Origin of the sequence: Ferruginibacter sp. SUN106, assembly GCF_050611765.1 — a bacterium.
Taxonomy (GTDB): Bacteria; Bacteroidota; Bacteroidia; order Chitinophagales; family Chitinophagaceae; genus Ferruginibacter.
The window spans coordinates 198,550-219,281 of the sequence record NZ_JBODJC010000005.1; the positions used below are offsets into that span (position 1 = coordinate 198,550).

Here is a 20,732-nt window from a genome sequence, read left to right on the forward strand (position 1 = left end):
CTGAATATCAGGGGAAATTATTAGCTACTCCGCCAAAATTTTTCTTATCTCCGCCAACGTAAATTCCTTTGTTATTTTGCCGTCTTTAAAAACGGTTTTTAATTCGCTTTGTGCTTCTTCTTCCCAGCTTACTTTATCATGCAGCACAAATTTGTTGTTTTCTTTTTTTACACATAATAAACCTGTGGCTGATCTTTTGGTGCCATCATCGGTAATTGGATTTTTAAAAATTTCTCTGCCTTCGCCATCCACAACAACATAAGTAGCTTTCATGGCAGTACCGAAAGTATCACGGGTATTATATTGATAAGTATAACTGCCAATACCAAACACTACCTGGCTGGCAAAACCTTTTGCTTTTAAGCCTTCACAAATAGCTTGCGCTCTTTCTAAATTAATACTGTCTCCATAAATAGCACCGATATGCGGATCTAATAATTTAAATCCTTTTTCAGTTATGGTACCACCAAACACGTCCCATAATAATTCCACCACACCTTTTTTTTCGGCTTCGGTTTTTCCTTCAGGGTCGCCACAGATAATTTTTACCGGGTTGCCGCTATCAGGACGAATAACCACTTTGCCATCTCTTTGTAAAACAGTTTCTTTTAAAGCAGTTAGATATTCGGTACACACTTTCCACAAGTCCCAGGTATCACTAACAATACTTACAATACCGGCTGGATAAACTTTAGTGATCAAGCGTTTAAATGTTTCCAGCTCGCCATCTTTACTACCGCTGCACATTACACTATGTTCTGTTGCTGCCACACTGCCACCAATCAATTCGGTATCAGCATTGGCATTGTAATATTGCTCCAGTGCATCAATTGCAGGAATGGTATCGGTGCCTGTAAAACTTAACAGGTGGCCCATGCCGCTGAGTATAGCTGTTTCCAAAGAGCTCATACCTCTGAAAGAAAAATCATGTCCCTGCCATTGTACAAATGCTGCCGGCATGCCTGTTTCGGCAGCGTATTTATTCAGCAACTTTCTGTATGCATGTGCAATAGTGGCACTGGTACATGGCTGCCAGATAATGGCGCTTAACAAGGTTTCTAAAAAATTAGTGAGCCAATAGAATTCAGGTATGGTGTTTACAATAGTAATGCAGGGCACTTTCATCGGTACTTTACTTCCCTCGGGTAATGCTTTTATTTCTATGGGCAGGTAACCGAGATCGTGTAATTTTTCCAGGTGCTCATACGTAGGTAAGCCTGCGCCTAACGAAGTGCTGATCCTTCTTTTATAATCAGCTATTACTTTTTCTTTGGGCTGTGCAAAAAAGTTATCGGTAAAATATTTAACCAGGTATTCTTTAGTAAAATACTGCAGGCCAAAGAACACCATTTCGTCAATATTTTTTAAACGGCTGTTCCTGGGGGTAAGGTTGCTGTATACTAATTCTGTTTTATCGGGGTATTGAAATACGTGGCCTACTTTATAATAATCGGTTAATAAAAACGGGTTGATATTCATGATTTATTTTTTATTGATTCAAGTAATTCATCTAAATTTTTAAAAAGAGGAATGTTATAGTTGTTGCAAACAATGTGCACATTACCGCGTCTGTAATAGTCATCAGGACAGCACACCACCAGTTTTTTGCTGCCGGCATGTAAACCCAGTTCAAGTAAAGTAATGGGTGAAGCAGAGCCGGGTAAAAAATTCATAATGATCAGGTCTGCTTTTTCCATTGCTGATAATTCCCAGTTTACCTGCTGATTAAATTGAGGATTATCGATTTTTTGTTCCCAGCTATTGTCCCAGTCATCACGGCGTGGATTGTAAATATTTTTATCGGTATCAGAAAAATGATTACAAACTTCGGCTTGCCAGTCTTGCGCTGTGCCCATATCAATACTACCGGCTAAAAAAACAGCGCTGTATTGATTTTGTATTAGTGGTTCAGGCGCTTTAAAAACTCTCACTGGTAATGATTTAAAACTTTTACAATGGGTGAGTCATAAATTTTATACAAACTATCAGATACAATGATCTGCTGAAAATATTTTTGCAGTGTATCAAAACCCTTAGAAAAAATACCGTGTGTAACAATGAGTGTTAAATGAGCAGGTTTAATTTTTTCTGCTATTGCCAGAAAAGTACCACCGCCATCACAGATATCATCAATGATTACACAGTTGCGACCGGCACATTCCTGTGGTTCTAAAATTTCCAGGCTGATCTTACCTGTTGCCAGGTCACGGTTTTTACTGCAGTAAACAATTTCTTTGATGTTGTTGTTCCACCCAAAGTACTTACCTACTTTTTTGCTGGCGCCGGCATCAGGACAAATTAATACTGCATCAGGCATATCATATGCTTTTACCAACACCTCATTAGTGATGCCAATGGCGTTTTTTATAAGTAATAAGGAAACATCAGAATGCACATCGTATAAATACACTTTGCTAAAGCCACAAAGGTTGATAAGGTCGGCCACTACTTTTAAATCAACACTGTCGCCATGTTGCATCAGCCTGTCGTACCGGGCAGCCATCAGGTAAGGGATCACCAAAACTTTTTTTACAGCAAATAAATTATCCAGCGCATTGGATATTTCCAGTAACTGTAACAGCTTGCTGGTATCTGTAATTGAGCAAACCACTTTTACTTCGTCACCATCTTGCACTGCTTGTACATTTACGTGTGGCTGGCCATCAGGAAAGATGGTTATTGTAACGCCTTCACCGGTATTAAGGTTGATCGTTTTCATTGTTCATTGATTTTTGATGACACAAAGATATGGAGAATTTTTAATTTGCGTCAATTTTACGCAAATTATTTTTTCAGCGCATTATATTTCAAAATGCATGCCTTCCTTCAATAAATGCTGGTACCGCTTTTTATTGAACTGGTAAATTTTGCTGGGCCTTCCGGCACCGGCTGATGTAGCAAGCTCCCCGGTATCTTCCAATAATCCTAAAGAGAGAATTTTTTTGGTAAAATTGCGGCGGTCGATAGCACGGTCTAATAAAGCAGTATATAATTTTTCAAGATCGGAAAAGGGAAATTTTTTGTCGAGTAATTCAAAGCCAATGGGCTGGTACCGGATTTTTGCACGTATACGTTCAATAGCCACCTGCAATATTTGTTTATGATCAAAGGCGAGTGCCGGCAGTTTGTTAATACTAAACCATTGAGCTTCCTCCGCATCGGTACTGGCCTTTAGTTGCTGAAACAGGCTGCTTTTTACCAACGCAAAATAAGCAATGGAAATAATGCGCTGCCTTGGGTCACGTTTGGGTTCGCCAAAACTATACAGCTGTTCTAAATATTGCACGGTTATACCTGTTTCTTCCAGCAGCTCTCTTTGTACAGCTTCTTCCAGGCTTTCATTTTCTAATACAAAGCCGCCGGGTATGGCCCAGCTGTTTTTAAATGGCGGGTATTTTCTTTTAATAAGCAATACAGATACACCTTCGCTTTTAGAATAACCAAAAACAATGGCATCTACTGCTACTTTTATATGGGGTGATTTTTCCTGCATAATACCTGATAAAGGTTTTAAAGATAAAGAAAAGCAATACAACAGCTGATTTATATAGTTCTTAATTTTGCCCCATGCAAATACAAATATTAAAATCAAAAATTCACCGTGCGGTGATAACAGAAGCAAACCTTAACTATGTAGGCAGCCTTACTTTAGATGAAGACCTGATGGATGCAGCCAATATGATTGAGCATGAAAAGATACAGGTAGTAAATGTAAACAACGGCGAACGGCTGGAAACATATATCATTAAAGGCCAAAGAGGTAGCGGTGTGGTTTGTTTAAACGGGCCTGCTGCACGTAAAGGTGCAGAAGGCGATATCATCATTGTCATCTCTTATGCAGTAATGGATTTTGAAGAAGCAAAAAAATTCAAGCCAACAGTTATTTTTCCAAAGGAAGGGAATAAGCTATAATATCGCTTTCATTCTGAAATGAAAAAAGAGTAAACAAAAACAATATTTAAACCGTTCATAAGGATAGTAACCGCTGGTACATTTTTTTGCAGGTAAAATTTTAAAACAATTAACTTGTATCCTGCAAAAAAATGCAGCTTATTATATGCAAAAAATACTATCCTTACTGCTTGTTTCAGTACCGCTTTTTACCATGGGCCAAATAAAATATATTGATAAGGCCAACATGGATCTTTCTGTAAAACCTGCTGATAATTTTTATCAATACGCCAATGGTGGCTGGCTCAAGAACACGGTAATGCCTGGCACCAAAACACGATGGGGAAGTTTTGATATGCTGCGGGAAGAAGCTTCGCAACACCTTAAAATATTGCTGGAAGAAGCCACAAAAAAGAAAGACAGAACCCGGCCCGAACAAATGAGCGGTGATTTTTATACCAGTGGAATGGACAGCCTGCAACTGGAAAAGCTGGGTACTGTACCTGTTCAAAAAGACCTGGCATCAATTGATGCTATTGCTAATATCAACGACCTGGTTGCCCTGCAGCTCAAACTACGTAAAGAGGGAGCCGCAGGAGGTTTGTTCAGTGCTTTTGTAAGCCAGGATGCCAAAGATATTAATGTGTACAGGGTAAGTATGGGGCAAGGTGGTACTACTTTACCAGACAGGGATTACTATTTAAAAGATGATGCCCGAAGTGTGGCTATACGTGGCGCATTAAAAACCTATATCAGTAAACTGTTTACATTTACCGGCGTAAGTACCGCAGATGCAGCAATATATGCAGATAATATACTGAAAGCAGAAACAGCCATTGCAAAAGCGCAACTGAGCCGGGTAGAAATGAGGGACCCTCAAAAACGCTATAATAAATTTACACCGGAAGAATTTTCTGCTAGTCTCACTGTATTAACAGTACCCGCCATCTTTACAGCACTGGATATTCCCAAACAGGATTTTATTATTGTAAGCACGCCAACTTTCTTTCGTGCGTTGGACAGTTTGCTTACCAGCCTGCCACTGGATACCTGGAAACAACTGGCCAAATTTGAAGTGCTGAAAAGCGCAGCGCCTTACCTGAGCAATAATTTTGTAACTGCAAATTTTGAGTACCAGAAAGTGATCAGCGGGCAAAAAGAAATTACGCCACGCTGGCAACGCACCGCTTCGCTTATTGATGGCAGTATTGGCGATATGCTGGGGCAGTTATATGTAGCCCGGTATTTTAAACCCGAAGCCAAACAACGTATGCTGGACATGGTGAACAACCTGCAGCAAACCTTTGCCAGCCGTATTAAATCGCTCAGCTGGATGAGCGAAGAAACAAAATCAAAGGCATTGATAAAGCTGATGGCCATCACAAAAAAAATTGCTTACCCTGATAAATGGAAAGAATATGAAGGCGTGGTGATAAGTAAAGATGCCTTCTTGCAAAATGTAAGGAACGCCAGCAAATGGTCCTACAACTATAATATCAGCAAGCTGGGGCAACCGATTAACCGTAACGAATTTAATTTTACCACACCTACGGTAAATGCTTCTTACAATTCAATACAAAATACCATTACTTTTCCTGCGGGGATATTACAGTTTCCTTTCTTTGATTTTGGTGCCGACGATGCTGTGAATTACGGAGGCATTGTTGCCGTAATTGGCCACGAAATGACACATGGTTTTGATGACCAGGGCCGGCAGAGCGATGCCGATGGCAGCCTTCGTGACTGGTGGACCAAAGAAGATGCCGATAAATTTAAAGTACTGGCAGATGCCGTTACCAAACAATATGATGCAGCGGTAGTACTGGATAGCTTACACGTAAACGGTAAACTTACACTGGGAGAAAACCTTGCTGATTTTGGCGGCCTTGCCATGGCTTACGAAGCCTTTAAAAAAACACCACAAGGAAAAAGTAATAAAAAAATTGATGGCTTTACTCCTGATCAACGTTTCTTTTTAAGCTGGGCACAGGTATGGCGAGGTATTGCTTTACCAGAAACTGCAGCCAACCTTTTATTGACCGATCCCCACTCGCCGGCACAATACAGGGCATTGATACCACCACAGCAGATGCAGGAATTTTATGACGCATTTGGTATTAAAGAAGGCGATAAAATGTGGTTGCCTGTTGAAAAACGGGTACATGTTTGGTAAGAAAAGAAAGCACTGATAAAATTCATCAACCATTTTGTTTTACGTAATGTAAAATAGCAGCTATGCTGTAGCTTTACATTTTAACCTGTCTATGATATCAGAAAAAAACTATTTAAACCAGCTGCAACCGGTAATCGACAGCAGCTGGTTTACCATTGACGAGGGCACGTATGTATACACCCTTGTAACAGAAGTAACAGATGCCGGAAAGCACTTAATGGTGGTAAGAGATGTTGATGAGATCACTGTATTAACAGAAATTGGCAACCTGCCTGCTGTTAACTACCTGCAACGAAATAAAGAAAACTGGAAACTGATCAATATCCGTTGCGGTAATCCCTTTTACTGTGTTGGTTTTATTGCACACATTACGGGAATGCTGGCCAATGCAGGTATTGATATTGTATTGGTATCTACTTTTTCTAAAGACCTGGTGCTGGTAATGGAAAACGATTTGAAGGATACCGTGAGTATACTGGTGAGTGCAGGTTTTAAGCACGGCAATCCATCATTGCAATAAGTATACCTTATACATTTGCTAACCAGTCGATCAGTTTTTTCCTGGTACCATCATCCGGCAAAATTCCTTCACCCGCTTTTAAATTATCCATTACATGTGCCGGGTTACCGGTTGCAGGAATAACACAGGTAACAGCAGGATGTGCAATAATGTATTTTAAAAAGAATGCTGCCCAGCTTTCGATGCCAATCTCTTTTGCCCAGGCGGGCAATGGTTTTCCGTTTACAGCACCGAATAATTTTCCTTCGCCAAAAGGGCGGTTGATAAGTGTGGCCACACCATTAGCAGCAGCAACATTCAGTAATCTTTTTTCCGCATTACGTGCCGTGATGGAATAATTGAATTGTACAAAATCTAATTTTTCTGCTGTAATTATTTTCTCCAGTTCTTCGTGGCTGGCATCGGTATAATGTGTAATGCCGATATACCTGATCTTACCGCTTTCTTTCCAGCGGCGCAATTGCGGTAAATGTGTTTTCCAATCCGTAAGATTATGGATCTGCATTAGATCCATTCTTGTTCGTTGCATTTTTTGCATCGATGATTCCATTTGCTCAATGCCTTGCTGCAAACCTGTTGTCCATACTTTAGTAGCATAAAAAAAATCATCAGCTGCAGGCATGGCAGAACAGATATCGCCGATTGCATTTTCAGATCGGCCATACATTGGCGAACTATCTATTAATGTGCCTCCTGCAGTATGCATTTTTGTAAGTACTTCTTTTAAACCGGGATAGGCATTGCCGGTAACATCAAATGTTTGCCAGGTGCCCAGGCCAATAACGGGCAGTGCTTCACCTGAAGAAGGGATGATACGTTTTATCATAACTGGTGATTGGGAGCAACAAAAGTAGGAAAGGGTTGTAAAAAAGAAAAAGGCTTCAAGGGATTACCTTAAAGCCTTTAAGTGGTGTGGGCCGGGATTGAACCGGCGACACAAGGATTTTCAGTCCTTTGCTCTACCAACTGAGCTACCGCACCTTCCTATTAAAAGCAGTTAAACTTGTAATTGGGCAGCAAAAATAAGGGTATTCCCTTAAAAATCCGCAATCTTCAATCAAAAATCTGAAATCAATTGCCGTATTCGCATAAAAACTTGATCCGCATCAGTTTCAACTGTTCCCAGTTAAAATTGCTGTCGGCCAGTTCTTCCTGCGCTATTTGAAGCGAAGAAGTTTCGCAACTTTTAAAATATTCCATTATTTCATCCTGTTCATATTCATCCACCATCTCGTCGATGGCATAATTTAAATTAAGTTTAGTGCCGCTGGCTACAATGGTTTCCATTTCTTCCAATAGCTCATCGATACGTAAACCACGGTTTTTGGCCAGGGTTTCTAAAGGAATCTTTTTATCAATATTCTGAATGATGAATATCTTATTGTTGTTTTTATTCGCCACGCTTTTCATCACAAAATCATCAGGGCGTATAACCTCATTTTCTTCCACATACTTAATGATCACATCTAAAAAAGGTTTACCATAACGCATGGCCTTGCCCTTGCTTACACCGCTGATCTTTTCCAGTTCGGTCATATTGGTAGGGTACATGGTGGCCATATCTTCCAGGCTGCTTTCTAAAAAGATCACAAACGGTGGCAGGTTTTTTTCCTTCGATACTTTTTTTCTAAGATCCTTTAATAATTGTACCAGCTTTTCGTCCACGGTACTGGCAGCTTCGGCAGCCTGTTCGCTTTCCTCATCATCAGCATTGGCATCTTCAAATAAATTGTTGAGTACAATTTTATAAGATGTGGGCTTCTTTAAAAAAGCTTCTCCCTTTTTGGTGAATTTTAATAAGCCATACTCTACAATATCTTTTGCAATTAAACCGCTCAGTAGCATCTGGCGTATCAGGCTGTTCCAGAAATGCGGTTCTTTGTCGTTGCCGCTGGCAAAAACGTCCAGCTCTTCGTGCCGGTACATTTTTACCGCAGGCGTTGCTTTACCGGCAAGAATCAATTGTACATATTCAATCGGGAAACGTTCTTCCAAAGCTTTGATGATCTTTAATACCACCACTGCTTCGGTTTTAGCTTCAATTCTTTCTTTAGGATTTAAGCAGTTATCGCATTGGCCGCAACTTTTACTGTCATCATATTCTTCTCCAAAATAATGCAGTAAAGTTTTTCTGCGGCAAACGCTGCTTTCGGCGTAGCTTACGGTTTCATTTATAAGTTGTGCACCTACTTCCCTTTCGCTAAGTGGTTTGTCCCTCATAAAATGTTCCAGCTTGGCCACATCTTTATGCGAATAATACAGGATACATTTTCCTTCCATACCATCACGTCCGCCACGGCCAGTTTCCTGGTAATAATTTTCTATTGATTTGGGTATGTTATAGTGAATAACAAAACGAACATCGGGTTTATCAATACCCATTCCAAAGGCAATGGTAGCCACAATCACATCTACATCTTCATTTAAAAACTGGTCCTGCCGGTCGGCCCTTAATTTTGCGTCTAACCCTGCATGATAGGCAACTGCTTTAATACCATTTGCCATTAACATACTGGCCAGCTCTTCGGTGGTTTTGCGGTTGAGTGTATATATGATACCACTTTTATTTTTGTGCTGGTGTATAAACCGCACAATACTTTTATTGGTTTGGTCTAAATTTATTTTAGGCTGAATCTCGTAATATAAATTGGGTCTGTTAAAAGAGGAGATAAATATTTTGGGGTCACGAAGGCCCAGGTTTTTTACAATATCGCTCTGCACTTTGGGTGTTGCAGTTGCGGTTAATGCAATTACAGGAATCTTTTCGTCAATCATATCCATGATCTCTCTTAACCGCCTGTATTCCGGACGAAAATCATGCCCCCATTCTGAAATACAATGAGCTTCATCTACTGCAAAAAAAGAAATCTTCAGGTCTTTAAAAAAAGTAACATTTTCTTCTTTGGTCATTGTTTCGGGTGCCACATACAGCATTTTTGTTTTGCCGGTGGTCAAATCGTCCTTTACAATTTTTTGCTGGCCTTTATTTAAGGTACTGTTTAAAAAATGCGCTACATGATCTTTACTGCTATAACTCCTCACCAGGTCAACCTGGTTTTTCATTAACGCAATTAAGGGAGATACAATAATAGCCACACCATCGCTGATGATGGCCGGTAACTGGTAACATAAACTTTTACCGCCACCGGTGGGCATAATTACAAAGGTATCGTTGCCCGAAAGCAGGTTTTTTATAACATCTTCCTGGGTTCCCCTGAAATTATCGAGGCCAAAATGTTTTTGTAATTCAGCAGCCAGGTCCGACTGGTCTTTTTTAGGCGCTGCTTTTTCGCCGGATTGCTTAAGCGGTTTCTTTATATCGGCTTTAGGTTTAGCAGATTTTGATTTTACTGTAGCCATAACAAGTTTTCTTTCACACTATCTCCTGGTGTCGTTTTAGTTGGTGTAAACAAGTTTTTTAAAACGGGCAGCGAAGTTAACTCACCGCAACTGTAAAAGCAAGCTCTTAATACAGTCTAACCCATATTTAACAACATATAATCATTTAAGATACTCAAAAAAATCCAAAGTGCAAGTGTTAAATAAAACTGGGGAGAAAGGCTTGTAAACGTCGTTAATCTTCTGTAATGAGTAAAGTGCATATTAAAGGTTGCAACCTTTTGCATTATGCCCGATTTAGAGTAGGTTTGCGGCACAAAAATGAACAGTCAGTTAATTATACCTTCGGCACTCAGAACCATTGAACTGGAAGCACAATCGGTAAGTGGTTTAGCTGCATTTATTGATGACAGTTTTGTAGCTGCCGTGGAAAATATTGCTGCTGCAAAAGGCAGGGTGGTTATCAGTGGCATTGGTAAAAGTGCAGTGGTGGCTCAAAAGATAGTGGCTACTTTAAACAGCACGGGAACACCGTCGCTTTTTATGCATGCTGCCGATGCCATACATGGCGACCTGGGTATGATTCAGCAGAATGATGTGGTGATTATCATCAGCAAAAGCGGCGATAGTCCCGAGATAAAAGTGCTGGTATCATTGATCAAAAATTTTGGTAACACCATTATAGGTATGGTGGGTAATACACAATCTTACCTGGCGCAGCAAAGCCATATTGTTTTAAATACTACGGTACAGCAGGAAGCCTGCCCAAATAACCTTGCGCCCACCACAAGTACCACGGCACAAATGGTAATGGGTGATGCATTAGCCGTTTGCCTGATGGAGATGAAAGGCTTTAACAGCGAAGATTTTGCAAAATTTCACCCCGGGGGTATGTTAGGTAAGAAACTCTATCTGCGGGTAAGTGACCTGGCATCTCAAAATGAAAAACCTGCGGTATTACCCGAAGCAGGATTGAAAGAAGTGATTGTGGAAATGACAAAAAAACGTTTAGGTACCGCAGTAGTGGTTAATAATAAAAATAATGTTCTGGGCATTATTACAGATGGCGATTTAAGGAGGATGCTGGAAAGCACTAATGATTTTGGCAACCTTACTGCAACAAACATCATGAGTAAAAATCCTAAATCAATTGCAGCAGATGCGTTGGCAACAGAAGCATTAGATGCGCTGCGAAGCCATAATATCAGTCAGCTGGTGGTTATAGAGAATGAAGTATATGCCGGAATTATTCATTTGCATGATTTAATAAGAGAAGGAATAATATAGCCCTGCAATGAATAAATGGATTCCTCTTATCATCATTAATGTATTTATACTGTCAGGTTGTGTAAACGATAAACCAGGAGACCCTACCACCGACAAAATTTCATTAAAAAAAGCAAGGGAAGATTTTGATGTTTTTACAGCCATATTAAAAAGTGCACATCCTTCTCTTAATGTATATCTCTCTAAAAAAAGATTCTATTATCTTACCGATAGTATTCGTAATTCCCTCACCGACCCGGTAACGCTAAAAGATTTTTATAACAAGATCAATTTTATTGCTAACGAAACGGGTTGTTCTCACACCAATGCCGACCTGGCGGGGTATGTGTATGATACATTGCAAAACAGGGCAGTTTTTTTTCCTTACCCGGTAAAGTGGATAGGCGATAAATTATTTATAAACGTGGCCGGACAAGACTTATCAGAAAGAACGGAGATCAGGCGTATTAATAATGAGCCGGTAAAAGAAATTATTAAAAACCTGATGGTTTATAATTCTGTAGAGGGTTTTCACAGAAAAGCGCAGGAAAACCTGGCGGCAGATAATTTTAGTATGGAGTATTTTTTAAAATATGGCGCACAGGAAAAGTTTGACCTGAATGTACTTGATACGTTTGGTAAACAAAGATGGCTGACAGAGAATGCAGTAAGTTTATCAGAATGGAATAACAGGGAGATAAATTATAAATACTATTACGATCCTGTTACGGTGGATTATGATTTTTATATCGACAACGAAAAAAAATATGCTTATTTAAGATTGGCAACATTTCAATACGAGGGTAATCTGAAACAAAATGCATTTGAAAATTTTTGCTATAACTCATTTGAATTGCTGCAAAATAAAAAGAATATTAAATCGTTAATTATCGACTTAAGAGAAAATACAGGAGGAAAATTGTACAATTCTTTTTTATTGTATTCTTTTTTAACTGAAAAACCTTTTAATGAATTTGAAAGGGCTATCTGTAAAATTAAAACTATACCCTACACCAGGTATTTAGAAAAAGATTTTAGTGAGTATAAAAAAGACGACGTTAATAAGAGTATAGAAAAGGAGTTTTTTGCCAGGCTTAATAATGATTTTTTTACCATGCCCGACTCTTTAATTGAAACCTGGCAGCCTAATAATTTTCATTACACAGGGCAGGTTTTTATTATTACCAACAGTAAAGTGGCATCGGCTGCATCTTATTTTGCGGTGCTGGTAAAAAATGCAGGAAGAGGTAAAATTATCGGGGAAGAAACACAGGGAGGGGCATTTTCAGGCAATGGCTTTACTACTTTAAAGTATGAGTTGCCCAATTCCAGGATCAACTTCAGCTTTCCTTATGTGCACTTTATTTATACCAATAAGGAAGAAAAAAATACCGGTCATGGCCTGGTTCCGGATTATTTTATTCCTGATTCATACGAGTCTTTTAAAAATAATGCCGACAGGCAGTTAACATTCATTATAGATACCCTAATTTTAAATAATAAATCTCTTAAACAGGATGAACAAAAATAACTACGTAGCAATTATGGCCGGTGGAATCGGCAGCAGGTTTTGGCCCATGAGCCGCACCGATTTTCCTAAACAATTCCTGGATATTTTAAATATCGGCAGAACCCTTATACAGGGAACATTTGACCGTTTTGCCAATTTTGTGCCGGCAGAAAATATTTACGTGGTAACCTCCGATCAGTATAAAGATATTGTGGCAAAGCAATTACCCGAAATACCAGTGGAGAACATTTTGTGCGAACCTTCCCGAAAGAATACAGCTCCATGTGTGGCTTATGTTTCTCACAAACTATTGCAGTTAAACCCCGAAGCCAATTTAATTTGTGCTCCTGCCGATCATATTATTTTAGAACCGGAAAATTTTAAAACGATCTGTTTAGCGGCTTTAAATTTTACCGCCAACATAAAAGCGCTGGTAACATTGGGTATTAAACCCACACATCCCAACACCGGTTATGGGTATATTCAGTATGAGCAACATGCCGTAAGCGAAAATGTGTATAAAGTAAAAACCTTTACCGAAAAACCAGACCTGGCATTAGCAAAAACCTTTTTAGCCAGCGGCGATTTTTTATGGAATGCGGGCATCTTTGTTTGGCAGGTAAAAAATATAGTTGCCGCATTTGAAAAATTATTGCCTGAACTGAATGAATTGTTTGATACAGAAAAAGCCAGCTTTAATACAGCAGGTGAAAAAGAAGCCATCGACAGGATCTATCCGCAATGTGTAAATATTTCTATCGATTACGGCATAATGGAAAAAGCCGATAACGTATATATCATCCCCTCTTCATTTGGCTGGAGCGATTTGGGAACCTGGGGCAGCGCCTATGATAATCTTGCTAAAGATTATTTAGAAAATGCTGTTGCCGGTGATAATGTTGTGGTGATTGATGCTACCAAAAATATGGTACACGCCGATAATAAAAAACTGGTGTTGCTGCAGGGCCTGGATGATTTTATTGTGGTAGATACCAAAGATGTTTTGATGATCTGTAAAAAAGATAAAGAACAGGAGATTAAAGAATATGTTGCAGAGATCAAACGCAGCAAAGGCGATAAATTTTTGTAGGAATACCTGCCACAGATTGCACAAATTTCACAGAAAATACAATTGCATAATTTTGAACCACTTTCAATTATAGAAAAGAAATTCAGGAACAAAGATTTTTTTCTTTCTGTGAAATTTGTGTAATCTGTGGCTAAAAAATTATCAGTGCAACCAACTATACATAGCAAGCAGCCCGATTCCGGCACCACCATTTTTACCGTAATGAGTGTGCTGGCTGCACAACACAACGCTATTAATCTTGGCCAGGGCTTTCCCGATTTCTTAATGGATGAAGAATTGGTAGCATTAGTAAATGAGGCGATGCAAAAAGGCAACAACCAGTATGTGCACATGAATGGATTGATTGCATTAAGAGAAAGGCTGGCAGAAAAAATAAATAGTTTATATGCTGCTACTGTTAATCCGGAAACAGAAATTACCATTACTCCCGGCGGCACTTACGCCATCTTTACAGCATTAACTACGGTACTGCAACCCGGCGATGAAGTGATTGTTTTTGAACCGGCTTATGATAGCTATATCCCTACAATAGAAATAAACGGCGCCATACCTGTTTTAATTCCGCTGACTTATCCCGATTATAAAATTGACTGGGACCTGGTGAAACAAAAAATTTCTCCTAAAACCAAAATGATCATGCTTAATTCGCCGCACAACCCCACGGGCAGTGTGTTAAGTGCTACCGATATAGCTGCATTAAGAAGCATTGTAAAAGATACCGGCATTTTTATTTTGAGTGATGAAGTGTATGAGCATTTAATTTTTGATGGCTTGCAACATCAAAGTATGTTGCGTTACCCCGATCTTTTGGAGAGAAGTTTTGTTTGTTTTTCTTTTGGTAAAACGTATCACTGTACCGGATGGAAAATTGGTTATTGCGTGGCACCTGCAGCATTAATGAGTGAGTTTAGAAAGATACACCAGTTCAATTGCTTTAGTTGTAACAGCCCTGTGCAGTTTGCTTTGGCAGAATTTTTACAACAAAAAGAAAAGTACCTGCAACTCGGCAGCTTTCTGCAACAAAAGAGAGATTATTTTGCCAACCTGATGCTGCAAACGAAATTTAAGGCATTACCTTCTCACGGCAGCTATTTTCAATTGTACAGTTATGCTGGTATAAGCGATGAAAGCGAAAAAGACCTGGCCATCCGCATTACAAAAGAGTATGGTGTGGCAAGCATTCCCGTTTCAGTTTTTTATAAAGCGCCAACAGATAATAAAGTGCTGCGTTTTTGCTTTGCCAAAAAAGAAAGCACATTGGAAGAAGCGGTGAACAGGCTTTGCAAAGTGTCTTGACGGTTTTAAACCGTCTGACACTTTTGATTTCCGCAGAAAGATCATAACTTATCATAACCATCATAAAAATCTGCGTTCCAAAATAACCTCCAAAGGCAGCTTAATTCGCTAAAGAAAGAATATAAATCTTAAATTTGAGTGTAGGCGTCAGACGGCTATAAGCCGTTACCATGCCTGATTAAAAATCATGTTGTTTATAATTCTTAAATTTGATATTACTAACCGGCGTTTCGTAACATGTCTACACTCACCATCACTACCATACAAAGCAATTTAATCTGGGAAGATAAAACAGCCAACCTGCAACAGTTGCAACAAAAAATTGACAGCATTGAAGAAAAGACTGAAATAGTGGTATTGCCCGAAATGTTTACTACCGGTTTTAGTATGAAGGCAAAAGAACTTGCCGAAACAATGGATGGAGAAACAGTGGAGTGGATGAAAATGGTAAGTAATAAAAACGGTATTGTATTAACCGGAAGTGTGATGATTGAAGAAGCTGGAAAATATTATAATCGTCTCATCTGGATGTTACCCAATGGCCAATATGGCTATTATGATAAAAGGCATTTGTTTGCCTATGGCGAAGAAGACCAGCATTACAGCAGTGGCAATAAACGCCTGATTGCATCAGTAAAAGGATGGAAAATAAATTTACAGGTGTGCTATGATTTACGCTTTCCTGTTTGGGCCCGTCAGTCCTTCGACTCCGCTGAGGATAAATCCGAGTATGATGTTTTAATTTATGTAGCCAACTGGCCCGAACGCCGTAGCCATGCCTGGAAAACTTTATTATGTGCAAGGGCAATAGAGAACCAATGTTATGTAGTGGGTGTAAACCGTGTGGGCGATGATGCTAAAAATATTCACTACAGTGGCAATACTTTGGTGATTGACCCCATGGGCCAGGTATTATACCATATGGCTGATGAAGAAGATGTAAATACAATTACGCTATCAAAAGAAAAGCTGGAAGAAGTGAGAACGAAATTTCCGTTTTTAAATGATGCGGATGAGTTTACAATTTTGTGATCGGTCAAAAAATACAAGGGCAAGAATAATAGGGTCTTACTTTCCCGGGTGAAAATAATATTACTTGTCTATCTCTTCAAGCTCATAGCTATCAACAATAAAATAATTCCAGATTCCTTTACGGCCTGTGATTTTCAGCTGGTAATTTTTAGCTATAACATCCTTATACTCTTTATACATGGAATTATTTATCGTAAAATTTTCACTGCGGTTTTGAAAAGTAAAAAATATTTTTGCGCCACCTCTCTTGTAACCATTATCTGTAAATTTATTTACATTGCAGGTAATGGTTTGTGTTTGATTTTTTTCAGCGGCTTTTTTATTTAAATATACCCATGTTAAATCGCCTGCAAGGCCAAAAGTCAAATAAGAAAAGAACAATCCCATAAGCAGGAAAAAACACGGCACCAAAATTTTATCGCTCAATAACCTGCATTCTTTATATTCCTTCAATAAGTAGCTTCTAAAAATATATGCTAAAAATAAAATGCCTGCTGCAAGAGGCAAGCCAAGAAAGTAAAGGACGTATTTAATATTATGTCCTATTATTTTGGGTTCAAAAAAATAATAGCATAAAAGGTTTATGACCACAAGACCGCTAATCATAAACCAGGTTTTCTGATCCGCCTTTTTGCTCATAGTTATATTGTAATGGAATTTTTTTGTTATCACACTATTGCCAACAAGGTAACCAGGCATGACACTAATTACTAACTCCCAATTCCTTTTTACTCCTGATCATCTCCATTACCACCTGCAACTTTTTATCATAACCTTTTATCAAGGCATCGTAACTGGTGCCAATATAAATATCCGGCATCACACCATGTCCATCTTTAGGTACATGTTTATATTGCACTAACCTGAACAAGGGCAAACGTACCCTTAAATGTGTATTGGGTAAAGTAATATCCGGAATCATGATGCCACTATTGCCATACCAGCCGCCACCGGCTTCTTCACCAATAATTTTTATTCCGGGCTGGCCTTTTATGGCATTACAGAATAAAGCAGAAGCAGAAAATGTTTGCCCATTGATCAACACATACAGATCACCGTCAAAATGGTTGTGGTGTTTAGGGTGATAGAGTTTTCTTTCCCACATACCAAAATGATACCTGCCGTCTTTTTTTCTATGGGTTAAAAACACTAAGCCCAGATTATTGATAAACCTGTTTTTAATGTATTTAGAATAAGGATGCAAAGACCTGGCTATAGCATAAGAAGAATCAGCTACTTTAAATGGCTGGCGAGTAACATATTTAGTTAGCAGCGTAGACAAATTAATTTTGCCACCACCATTGCTCCTGATATCAAGCACCGTATTGGTAACACCCGTTTTTTTTATGTAACGAAACGTTTGCCTGAAAAATTTACGCAGTTTACCCGTACTAAAAGTGTTTAAAGTAATAACGGCAGTATTACTGGCGGTATCAATTGCAAGAGAACGGATGTTTTGTAATTGCTGTTGCTTTCTTTCTTCCTTTGATCTTTTTACCAATGGAGTTGTTCTTACTCTTTTACTGGTATCTTTTGGCGGATCAAACAAGGGCACTTTTATGGTTTGTGTATTACCTGCCCCATCAATATAATTTACTGTATACTCTTTACTTAAGCCAAAAATATTGCGGTGGTAATAAGGAAAATTATTACTGAGCCTTAAGTAGTTTACATTATTGGCATTACCATCTTCTGTCATGTAACTAAACATGGTTTTTGCCAATGTTGCATTATTGAAACCATTGATGCCTGTAATTAAAGTACCTCTTTTTAAAACAGAATCTTTACGGTTCATGTTTCCTGTTACCACCATGGTATCATTCCACACTTTCATAAACAAGGGAAAAGATGGAATAATTTTATTACTCACCCATTTGTTATAGGCTTTGCTCATACCAAAACTGGTATGGCCGCAATGTATTTTATCGGTAAGTGGTGCAATGATCTTCCAGCCAAATTGTTGCTCCGTCATACTGTCTTCAATAGCATTGTAGTATTGCGCAAAATACATATCCATGCTGTCCTTGCTGGTGTACCAGTATAAAGAGGGATGTTTTTTTTCCAGGATATTTTTTAATAAAGTAAAATCCTGTTGTAATTTTTGTTTGGGATATTTTTTATTGGGCGTGTAATTTTTTTTTGTAACCGAACAACTGCCCAGTACAAAAAGTAACATTAAAAATATAATCGGGGATCTGTAAGTCATTACTTCAAATGATTCCACCCTTGTGCAACTAATTCATGTTTGTTTCCACCACGGGTAATAATATGTTGCCCTTCGGATTTTTCTGTAATATACCCAATAATGGTTAATCCGTTATTGGCATTTATCTTTTCATAATCGGCCTGTGCCACGGTAAATAATAACTCATAATCCTCTCCGCCACTTAATGCACATGCGGTGGGGTCCAGTTCCAGTTTGTACGCAAAAGCTTTGCTGTCTTCATTCAGCGGCAGCTTGTCTTCATACAAAACACAGCCTACATTGCTTTGCTTGCAAATGTGCAGCAGTTCGCTGCTTAATCCGTCGCTGATATCCATCATACTGCTGGGCATAATATTTTGCGCTGCAAAATATTCTATCACATCTTTTCTAGCTTCGGGTTTTAATAAACGGCCAACAATATACGCCTGGTTTTCTAAATCAGGTTGTGCGCCGGTGGTTTCAAATATTCTTCTTTCTCTTTCTAATAAAGTTAAACCTAAAAATGCGCCACCTAAATCGCCGCTCACACAAATCAAATCATTCACTTTGGCACCACTTCTTGTTACATAACTATCCGGTGCTACTTCTCCAATGGCTGTAATACTGATCACAAATCCACGCTGACTGGTGGTGGTATCGCCACCCACCAGGTCCACATCATATTCCTTACAGGCTGCATACACACCTTCATAAAATTCATCCAATGCTTCCACGCTAAATTTATTGCTGATGCCAATACTAATAACAAGTTGTGTTGGCGTGGCATTCATGGCATAAATATCACTCACATTTACCACCACACTTTTATAACCCAAATGTTTAAGCGGCGTATAACTTAAATCAAAATGAATACCTTCTAGTAACAGGTCGGTACTGATTACTGTTTGCCTGCCAAAATGATCAATTACTGCTGCATCGTCGCCCACACTTAAAATGGTAGAGGCATTTTTTATTTCGTTGTTTTTGGTAAGATGATCTATTAAACCAAATTCGCCAAGAGATGCTATTTCTGTTCTATCCATTATTTTAGATTTTAGATTGCCGATTTTAGATTTTTTTTATTTTGCTACTATTTCCTTTTTCGGCAGATATATTTTTTATGGTGGTATTAATTGAGCTAACAATAATTGATAATAGCTCATTTGCTTCCTTGTATAGTTCTCTTAATTCTTTTTTAAATTGTTCATTAAACTCAGCTAATAATTCATAAAAATGCATTGTCTCGTCCAGTTCCTCTTCTGCAATTCGTAGTTTATTTACAAAATCTGCTTTGGATTTTCCCCTGCATGCTGCCCTGTAATTTGCGGATGCTGAACTTGAGCATCTTACAATTTGGCCAATGTAAGTTTTATTTACAATGTTATACGGCAAAGCAAGGCAAAGTTTTCCTGTATTTACAGCCAACGCTTTCAGTCGTTTTATTATCTCAAACTTATCAACAGCCATAGCGGATTTATGATTTTAGATTTACGATTTCGGGTTTGAGTAATACCATATCTTTTATACAATTTATTACAAAATAATTTCAATAAAAGATAAGGTATAATGACACCAAACTAAATCTAAAATCGTCAATCTAAAATCTACAATCCCTTCCTTCCGTTGATGATTTCTAACATTTCATCGTGTATCAATCCGTTAGTTGCTAAAATATGTGGTTGATAAGGTGAGTATGGTTTGCCATCAAAATCCGTAACTCTTCCACCGGCTTCCTGTACCATTAAAAAACCTGCGGCACTATCCCAGGCAGATAATTTGTGTTCGTAAAAACCATCAAAACGGCCGGCGGCAACCCAACATAAATCAATGGCCGCACTGCCTAACCTACGCACAGGAACACCTTTACGAATTAACTTTTCAAAAGTTTGTAACGGCCCGTTGGGAGAATCTAAATAAGTGTAGGGAAAACCGGTTACCAGGCAGCTGTCAATAACCGCTGCTTTATTACCTACTTTAATTTTTTTATCATTTAAAGAAGCACCAAATCCTTTTTGTGCAAAATATAATTCGTTCAATACCGGTGCATATACAGCACCCATGATCATTTCACCATTTTTTTCCAAACCAATACTTACACAGCAAATAGGAATGCCATTAGCAAAATTGATCGTGCCATCAATAGGATCAATGATCCATTTGTATTCACTATCGGTAATGATCTCGCCGGTTTCTTCACTTAAAATAAAATGACCGGGATAATTTTGCTGAATAATATCAATAATTGCTTTCTCTGCCGCATGATCCGCTTCGGTAACCGGATTGTTAATACCTTCTTTATTAGTGATCTTGAATTCGCCATTAAAAAAACGCAGTAATTCTTTTCCGCCTGCTTCCACAGCGTTGAGTAAAATAGTTTTTATCATGCCACAAAGATAACTTCGATTTCGGAATTCGGATTTATGATTTTAG

At 38.6% G+C, this 20,732-nt stretch carries 19 protein-coding genes and 1 tRNA gene; 8 read left to right on the forward strand and 12 right to left on the reverse strand.

The genetic code is table 11. From position 1 onward, the window contains the following. Positions 1 to 24: 24 nt before the first annotated feature. The 4 genes from ACQ334_RS20360 to ACQ334_RS20375 form a co-directional block, all read right to left on the reverse strand. Complete coding sequence (locus ACQ334_RS20360) at positions 25 to 1,479, reverse strand: nicotinate phosphoribosyltransferase (protein ID WP_430990110.1); 1,455 nt, start codon at positions 1,477 to 1,479, stop codon at positions 25 to 27. Then, positions 1,476 to 1,931, reverse strand: coding sequence for a nucleoside 2-deoxyribosyltransferase domain-containing protein (locus ACQ334_RS20365; protein ID WP_430990111.1), 456 nt, complete (start codon positions 1,929 to 1,931; stop codon positions 1,476 to 1,478). Before ACQ334_RS20365 ends, ACQ334_RS20360 begins: the two co-directional genes overlap by 4 nt. After that, positions 1,928 to 2,719, reverse strand: a complete 792-nt coding sequence (locus tag ACQ334_RS20370) for a ribose-phosphate pyrophosphokinase-like domain-containing protein (RefSeq protein ID WP_430990112.1) — start codon at positions 2,717 to 2,719, stop codon at positions 1,928 to 1,930. Before ACQ334_RS20370 ends, ACQ334_RS20365 begins: the two co-directional genes overlap by 4 nt. Positions 2,720 to 2,800: 81 nt before the next feature. Next, entirely contained in the window at positions 2,801 to 3,493 is a 693-nt protein-coding gene (locus ACQ334_RS20375; protein ID WP_430990113.1) for an NUDIX hydrolase, read from the reverse strand. 74 nt (positions 3,494 to 3,567) lie between these two features. Here ACQ334_RS20375 and panD point away from each other — a divergent pair, with 74 nt between their 5' ends. The 3 genes from panD to ACQ334_RS20390 all read left to right on the forward strand — a co-directional run bounded on the left by panD (position 3,568) and on the right by ACQ334_RS20390 (position 6,584). Beyond that, on the forward strand, positions 3,568 to 3,912 hold the full coding sequence (gene panD / locus ACQ334_RS20380; protein ID WP_430990114.1) for an aspartate 1-decarboxylase: 345 nt from the start codon (positions 3,568 to 3,570) through the stop codon (positions 3,910 to 3,912). A 145-nt stretch (positions 3,913 to 4,057) separates the two neighbouring features. Further along, on the forward strand, positions 4,058 to 6,064 hold the full coding sequence (locus ACQ334_RS20385; RefSeq protein ID WP_430990115.1) for a M13 family metallopeptidase: 2,007 nt from the start codon (positions 4,058 to 4,060) through the stop codon (positions 6,062 to 6,064). 91 nt (positions 6,065 to 6,155) lie between these two features. After that, positions 6,156 to 6,584 carry an ACT domain-containing protein gene (locus ACQ334_RS20390; RefSeq protein ID WP_430990116.1) on the forward strand — a complete coding sequence of 143 codons (429 nt, stop codon included), beginning with the start codon at positions 6,156 to 6,158 and terminating at the stop codon, positions 6,582 to 6,584. A gap of 7 nt (positions 6,585 to 6,591) precedes the next feature. On the opposite strand, the gene ACQ334_RS20395 is transcribed toward ACQ334_RS20390, so the two are convergent. The 3 genes from ACQ334_RS20395 to recQ form a co-directional block, all read right to left on the reverse strand. Further along, positions 6,592 to 7,410: an aldo/keto reductase gene (locus ACQ334_RS20395; protein WP_430990117.1), complete on the reverse strand. Its 819-nt coding sequence runs from the start codon at positions 7,408 to 7,410 to the stop codon at positions 6,592 to 6,594. An 82-nt stretch (positions 7,411 to 7,492) separates the two neighbouring features. Continuing rightward, a tRNA-Phe gene (locus ACQ334_RS20400) sits at positions 7,493 to 7,565 on the reverse strand. A gap of 90 nt (positions 7,566 to 7,655) precedes the next feature. Then, positions 7,656 to 9,944 (reverse strand): DNA helicase RecQ, encoded by a 2,289-nt coding sequence (gene recQ, locus ACQ334_RS20405; RefSeq protein ID WP_430990118.1) that lies wholly within the window; start codon positions 9,942 to 9,944, stop codon positions 7,656 to 7,658. 300 nt (positions 9,945 to 10,244) lie between these two features. Here recQ and ACQ334_RS20410 point away from each other — a divergent pair, with 300 nt between their 5' ends. The 5 genes from ACQ334_RS20410 (at position 10,245) to ACQ334_RS20430 (ending at position 16,117) form a co-directional block, all read left to right on the forward strand. After that, positions 10,245 to 11,210, forward strand: a complete 966-nt coding sequence (locus ACQ334_RS20410; RefSeq protein ID WP_430990119.1) for a KpsF/GutQ family sugar-phosphate isomerase — start codon at positions 10,245 to 10,247, stop codon at positions 11,208 to 11,210. A 7-nt stretch (positions 11,211 to 11,217) separates the two neighbouring features. Then, entirely contained in the window at positions 11,218 to 12,720 is a 1,503-nt protein-coding gene (locus ACQ334_RS20415; protein WP_430990120.1) for a S41 family peptidase, read from the forward strand. Further along, complete coding sequence (locus tag ACQ334_RS20420; protein WP_430990121.1) at positions 12,707 to 13,789, forward strand: mannose-1-phosphate guanylyltransferase; 1,083 nt, start codon at positions 12,707 to 12,709, stop codon at positions 13,787 to 13,789. Before ACQ334_RS20415 ends, ACQ334_RS20420 begins: the two co-directional genes overlap by 14 nt. Positions 13,790 to 13,933: 144 nt before the next feature. Then, positions 13,934 to 15,085: a methionine aminotransferase gene (locus ACQ334_RS20425; protein ID WP_430990122.1), complete on the forward strand. Its 1,152-nt coding sequence runs from the start codon at positions 13,934 to 13,936 to the stop codon at positions 15,083 to 15,085. Between the two features lie 237 nt (positions 15,086 to 15,322). Next, positions 15,323 to 16,117, forward strand: coding sequence for an amidohydrolase (locus ACQ334_RS20430; RefSeq protein WP_430990123.1), 795 nt, complete (start codon positions 15,323 to 15,325; stop codon positions 16,115 to 16,117). Positions 16,118 to 16,177: 60 nt separating this feature from the next. Here the strand turns inward: ACQ334_RS20430 and ACQ334_RS20435 are convergent, their stop codons facing one another. The 5 genes from ACQ334_RS20435 to ACQ334_RS20455 all read right to left on the reverse strand — a co-directional run bounded on the left by ACQ334_RS20435 (position 16,178) and on the right by ACQ334_RS20455 (position 20,686). Further along, entirely contained in the window at positions 16,178 to 16,789 is a 612-nt protein-coding gene (locus tag ACQ334_RS20435) for a hypothetical protein (RefSeq protein WP_430990124.1), read from the reverse strand. A 31-nt stretch (positions 16,790 to 16,820) separates the two neighbouring features. Next, positions 16,821 to 18,293, reverse strand: coding sequence for a S41 family peptidase (locus ACQ334_RS20440; RefSeq protein WP_430990125.1), 1,473 nt, complete (start codon positions 18,291 to 18,293; stop codon positions 16,821 to 16,823). A gap of 29 nt (positions 18,294 to 18,322) precedes the next feature. Further along, a complete protein-coding gene (gene thiL, locus ACQ334_RS20445) occupies positions 18,323 to 19,345 on the reverse strand; it encodes a thiamine-phosphate kinase (protein WP_430990126.1) in 1,023 nt (340 codons plus the stop codon). Positions 19,346 to 19,370: 25 nt separating this feature from the next. Next, positions 19,371 to 19,769: a four helix bundle protein gene (locus tag ACQ334_RS20450; RefSeq protein ID WP_430990127.1), complete on the reverse strand. Its 399-nt coding sequence runs from the start codon at positions 19,767 to 19,769 to the stop codon at positions 19,371 to 19,373. A 137-nt stretch (positions 19,770 to 19,906) separates the two neighbouring features. Further along, the gene (locus ACQ334_RS20455) at positions 19,907 to 20,686 is read right to left on the reverse strand and encodes an inositol monophosphatase family protein (protein ID WP_430990128.1); all 780 of its coding nucleotides are present in this window, start codon (positions 20,684 to 20,686) and stop codon (positions 19,907 to 19,909) included. Between the last annotated feature and the right edge of the window lie 46 nt (positions 20,687 to 20,732).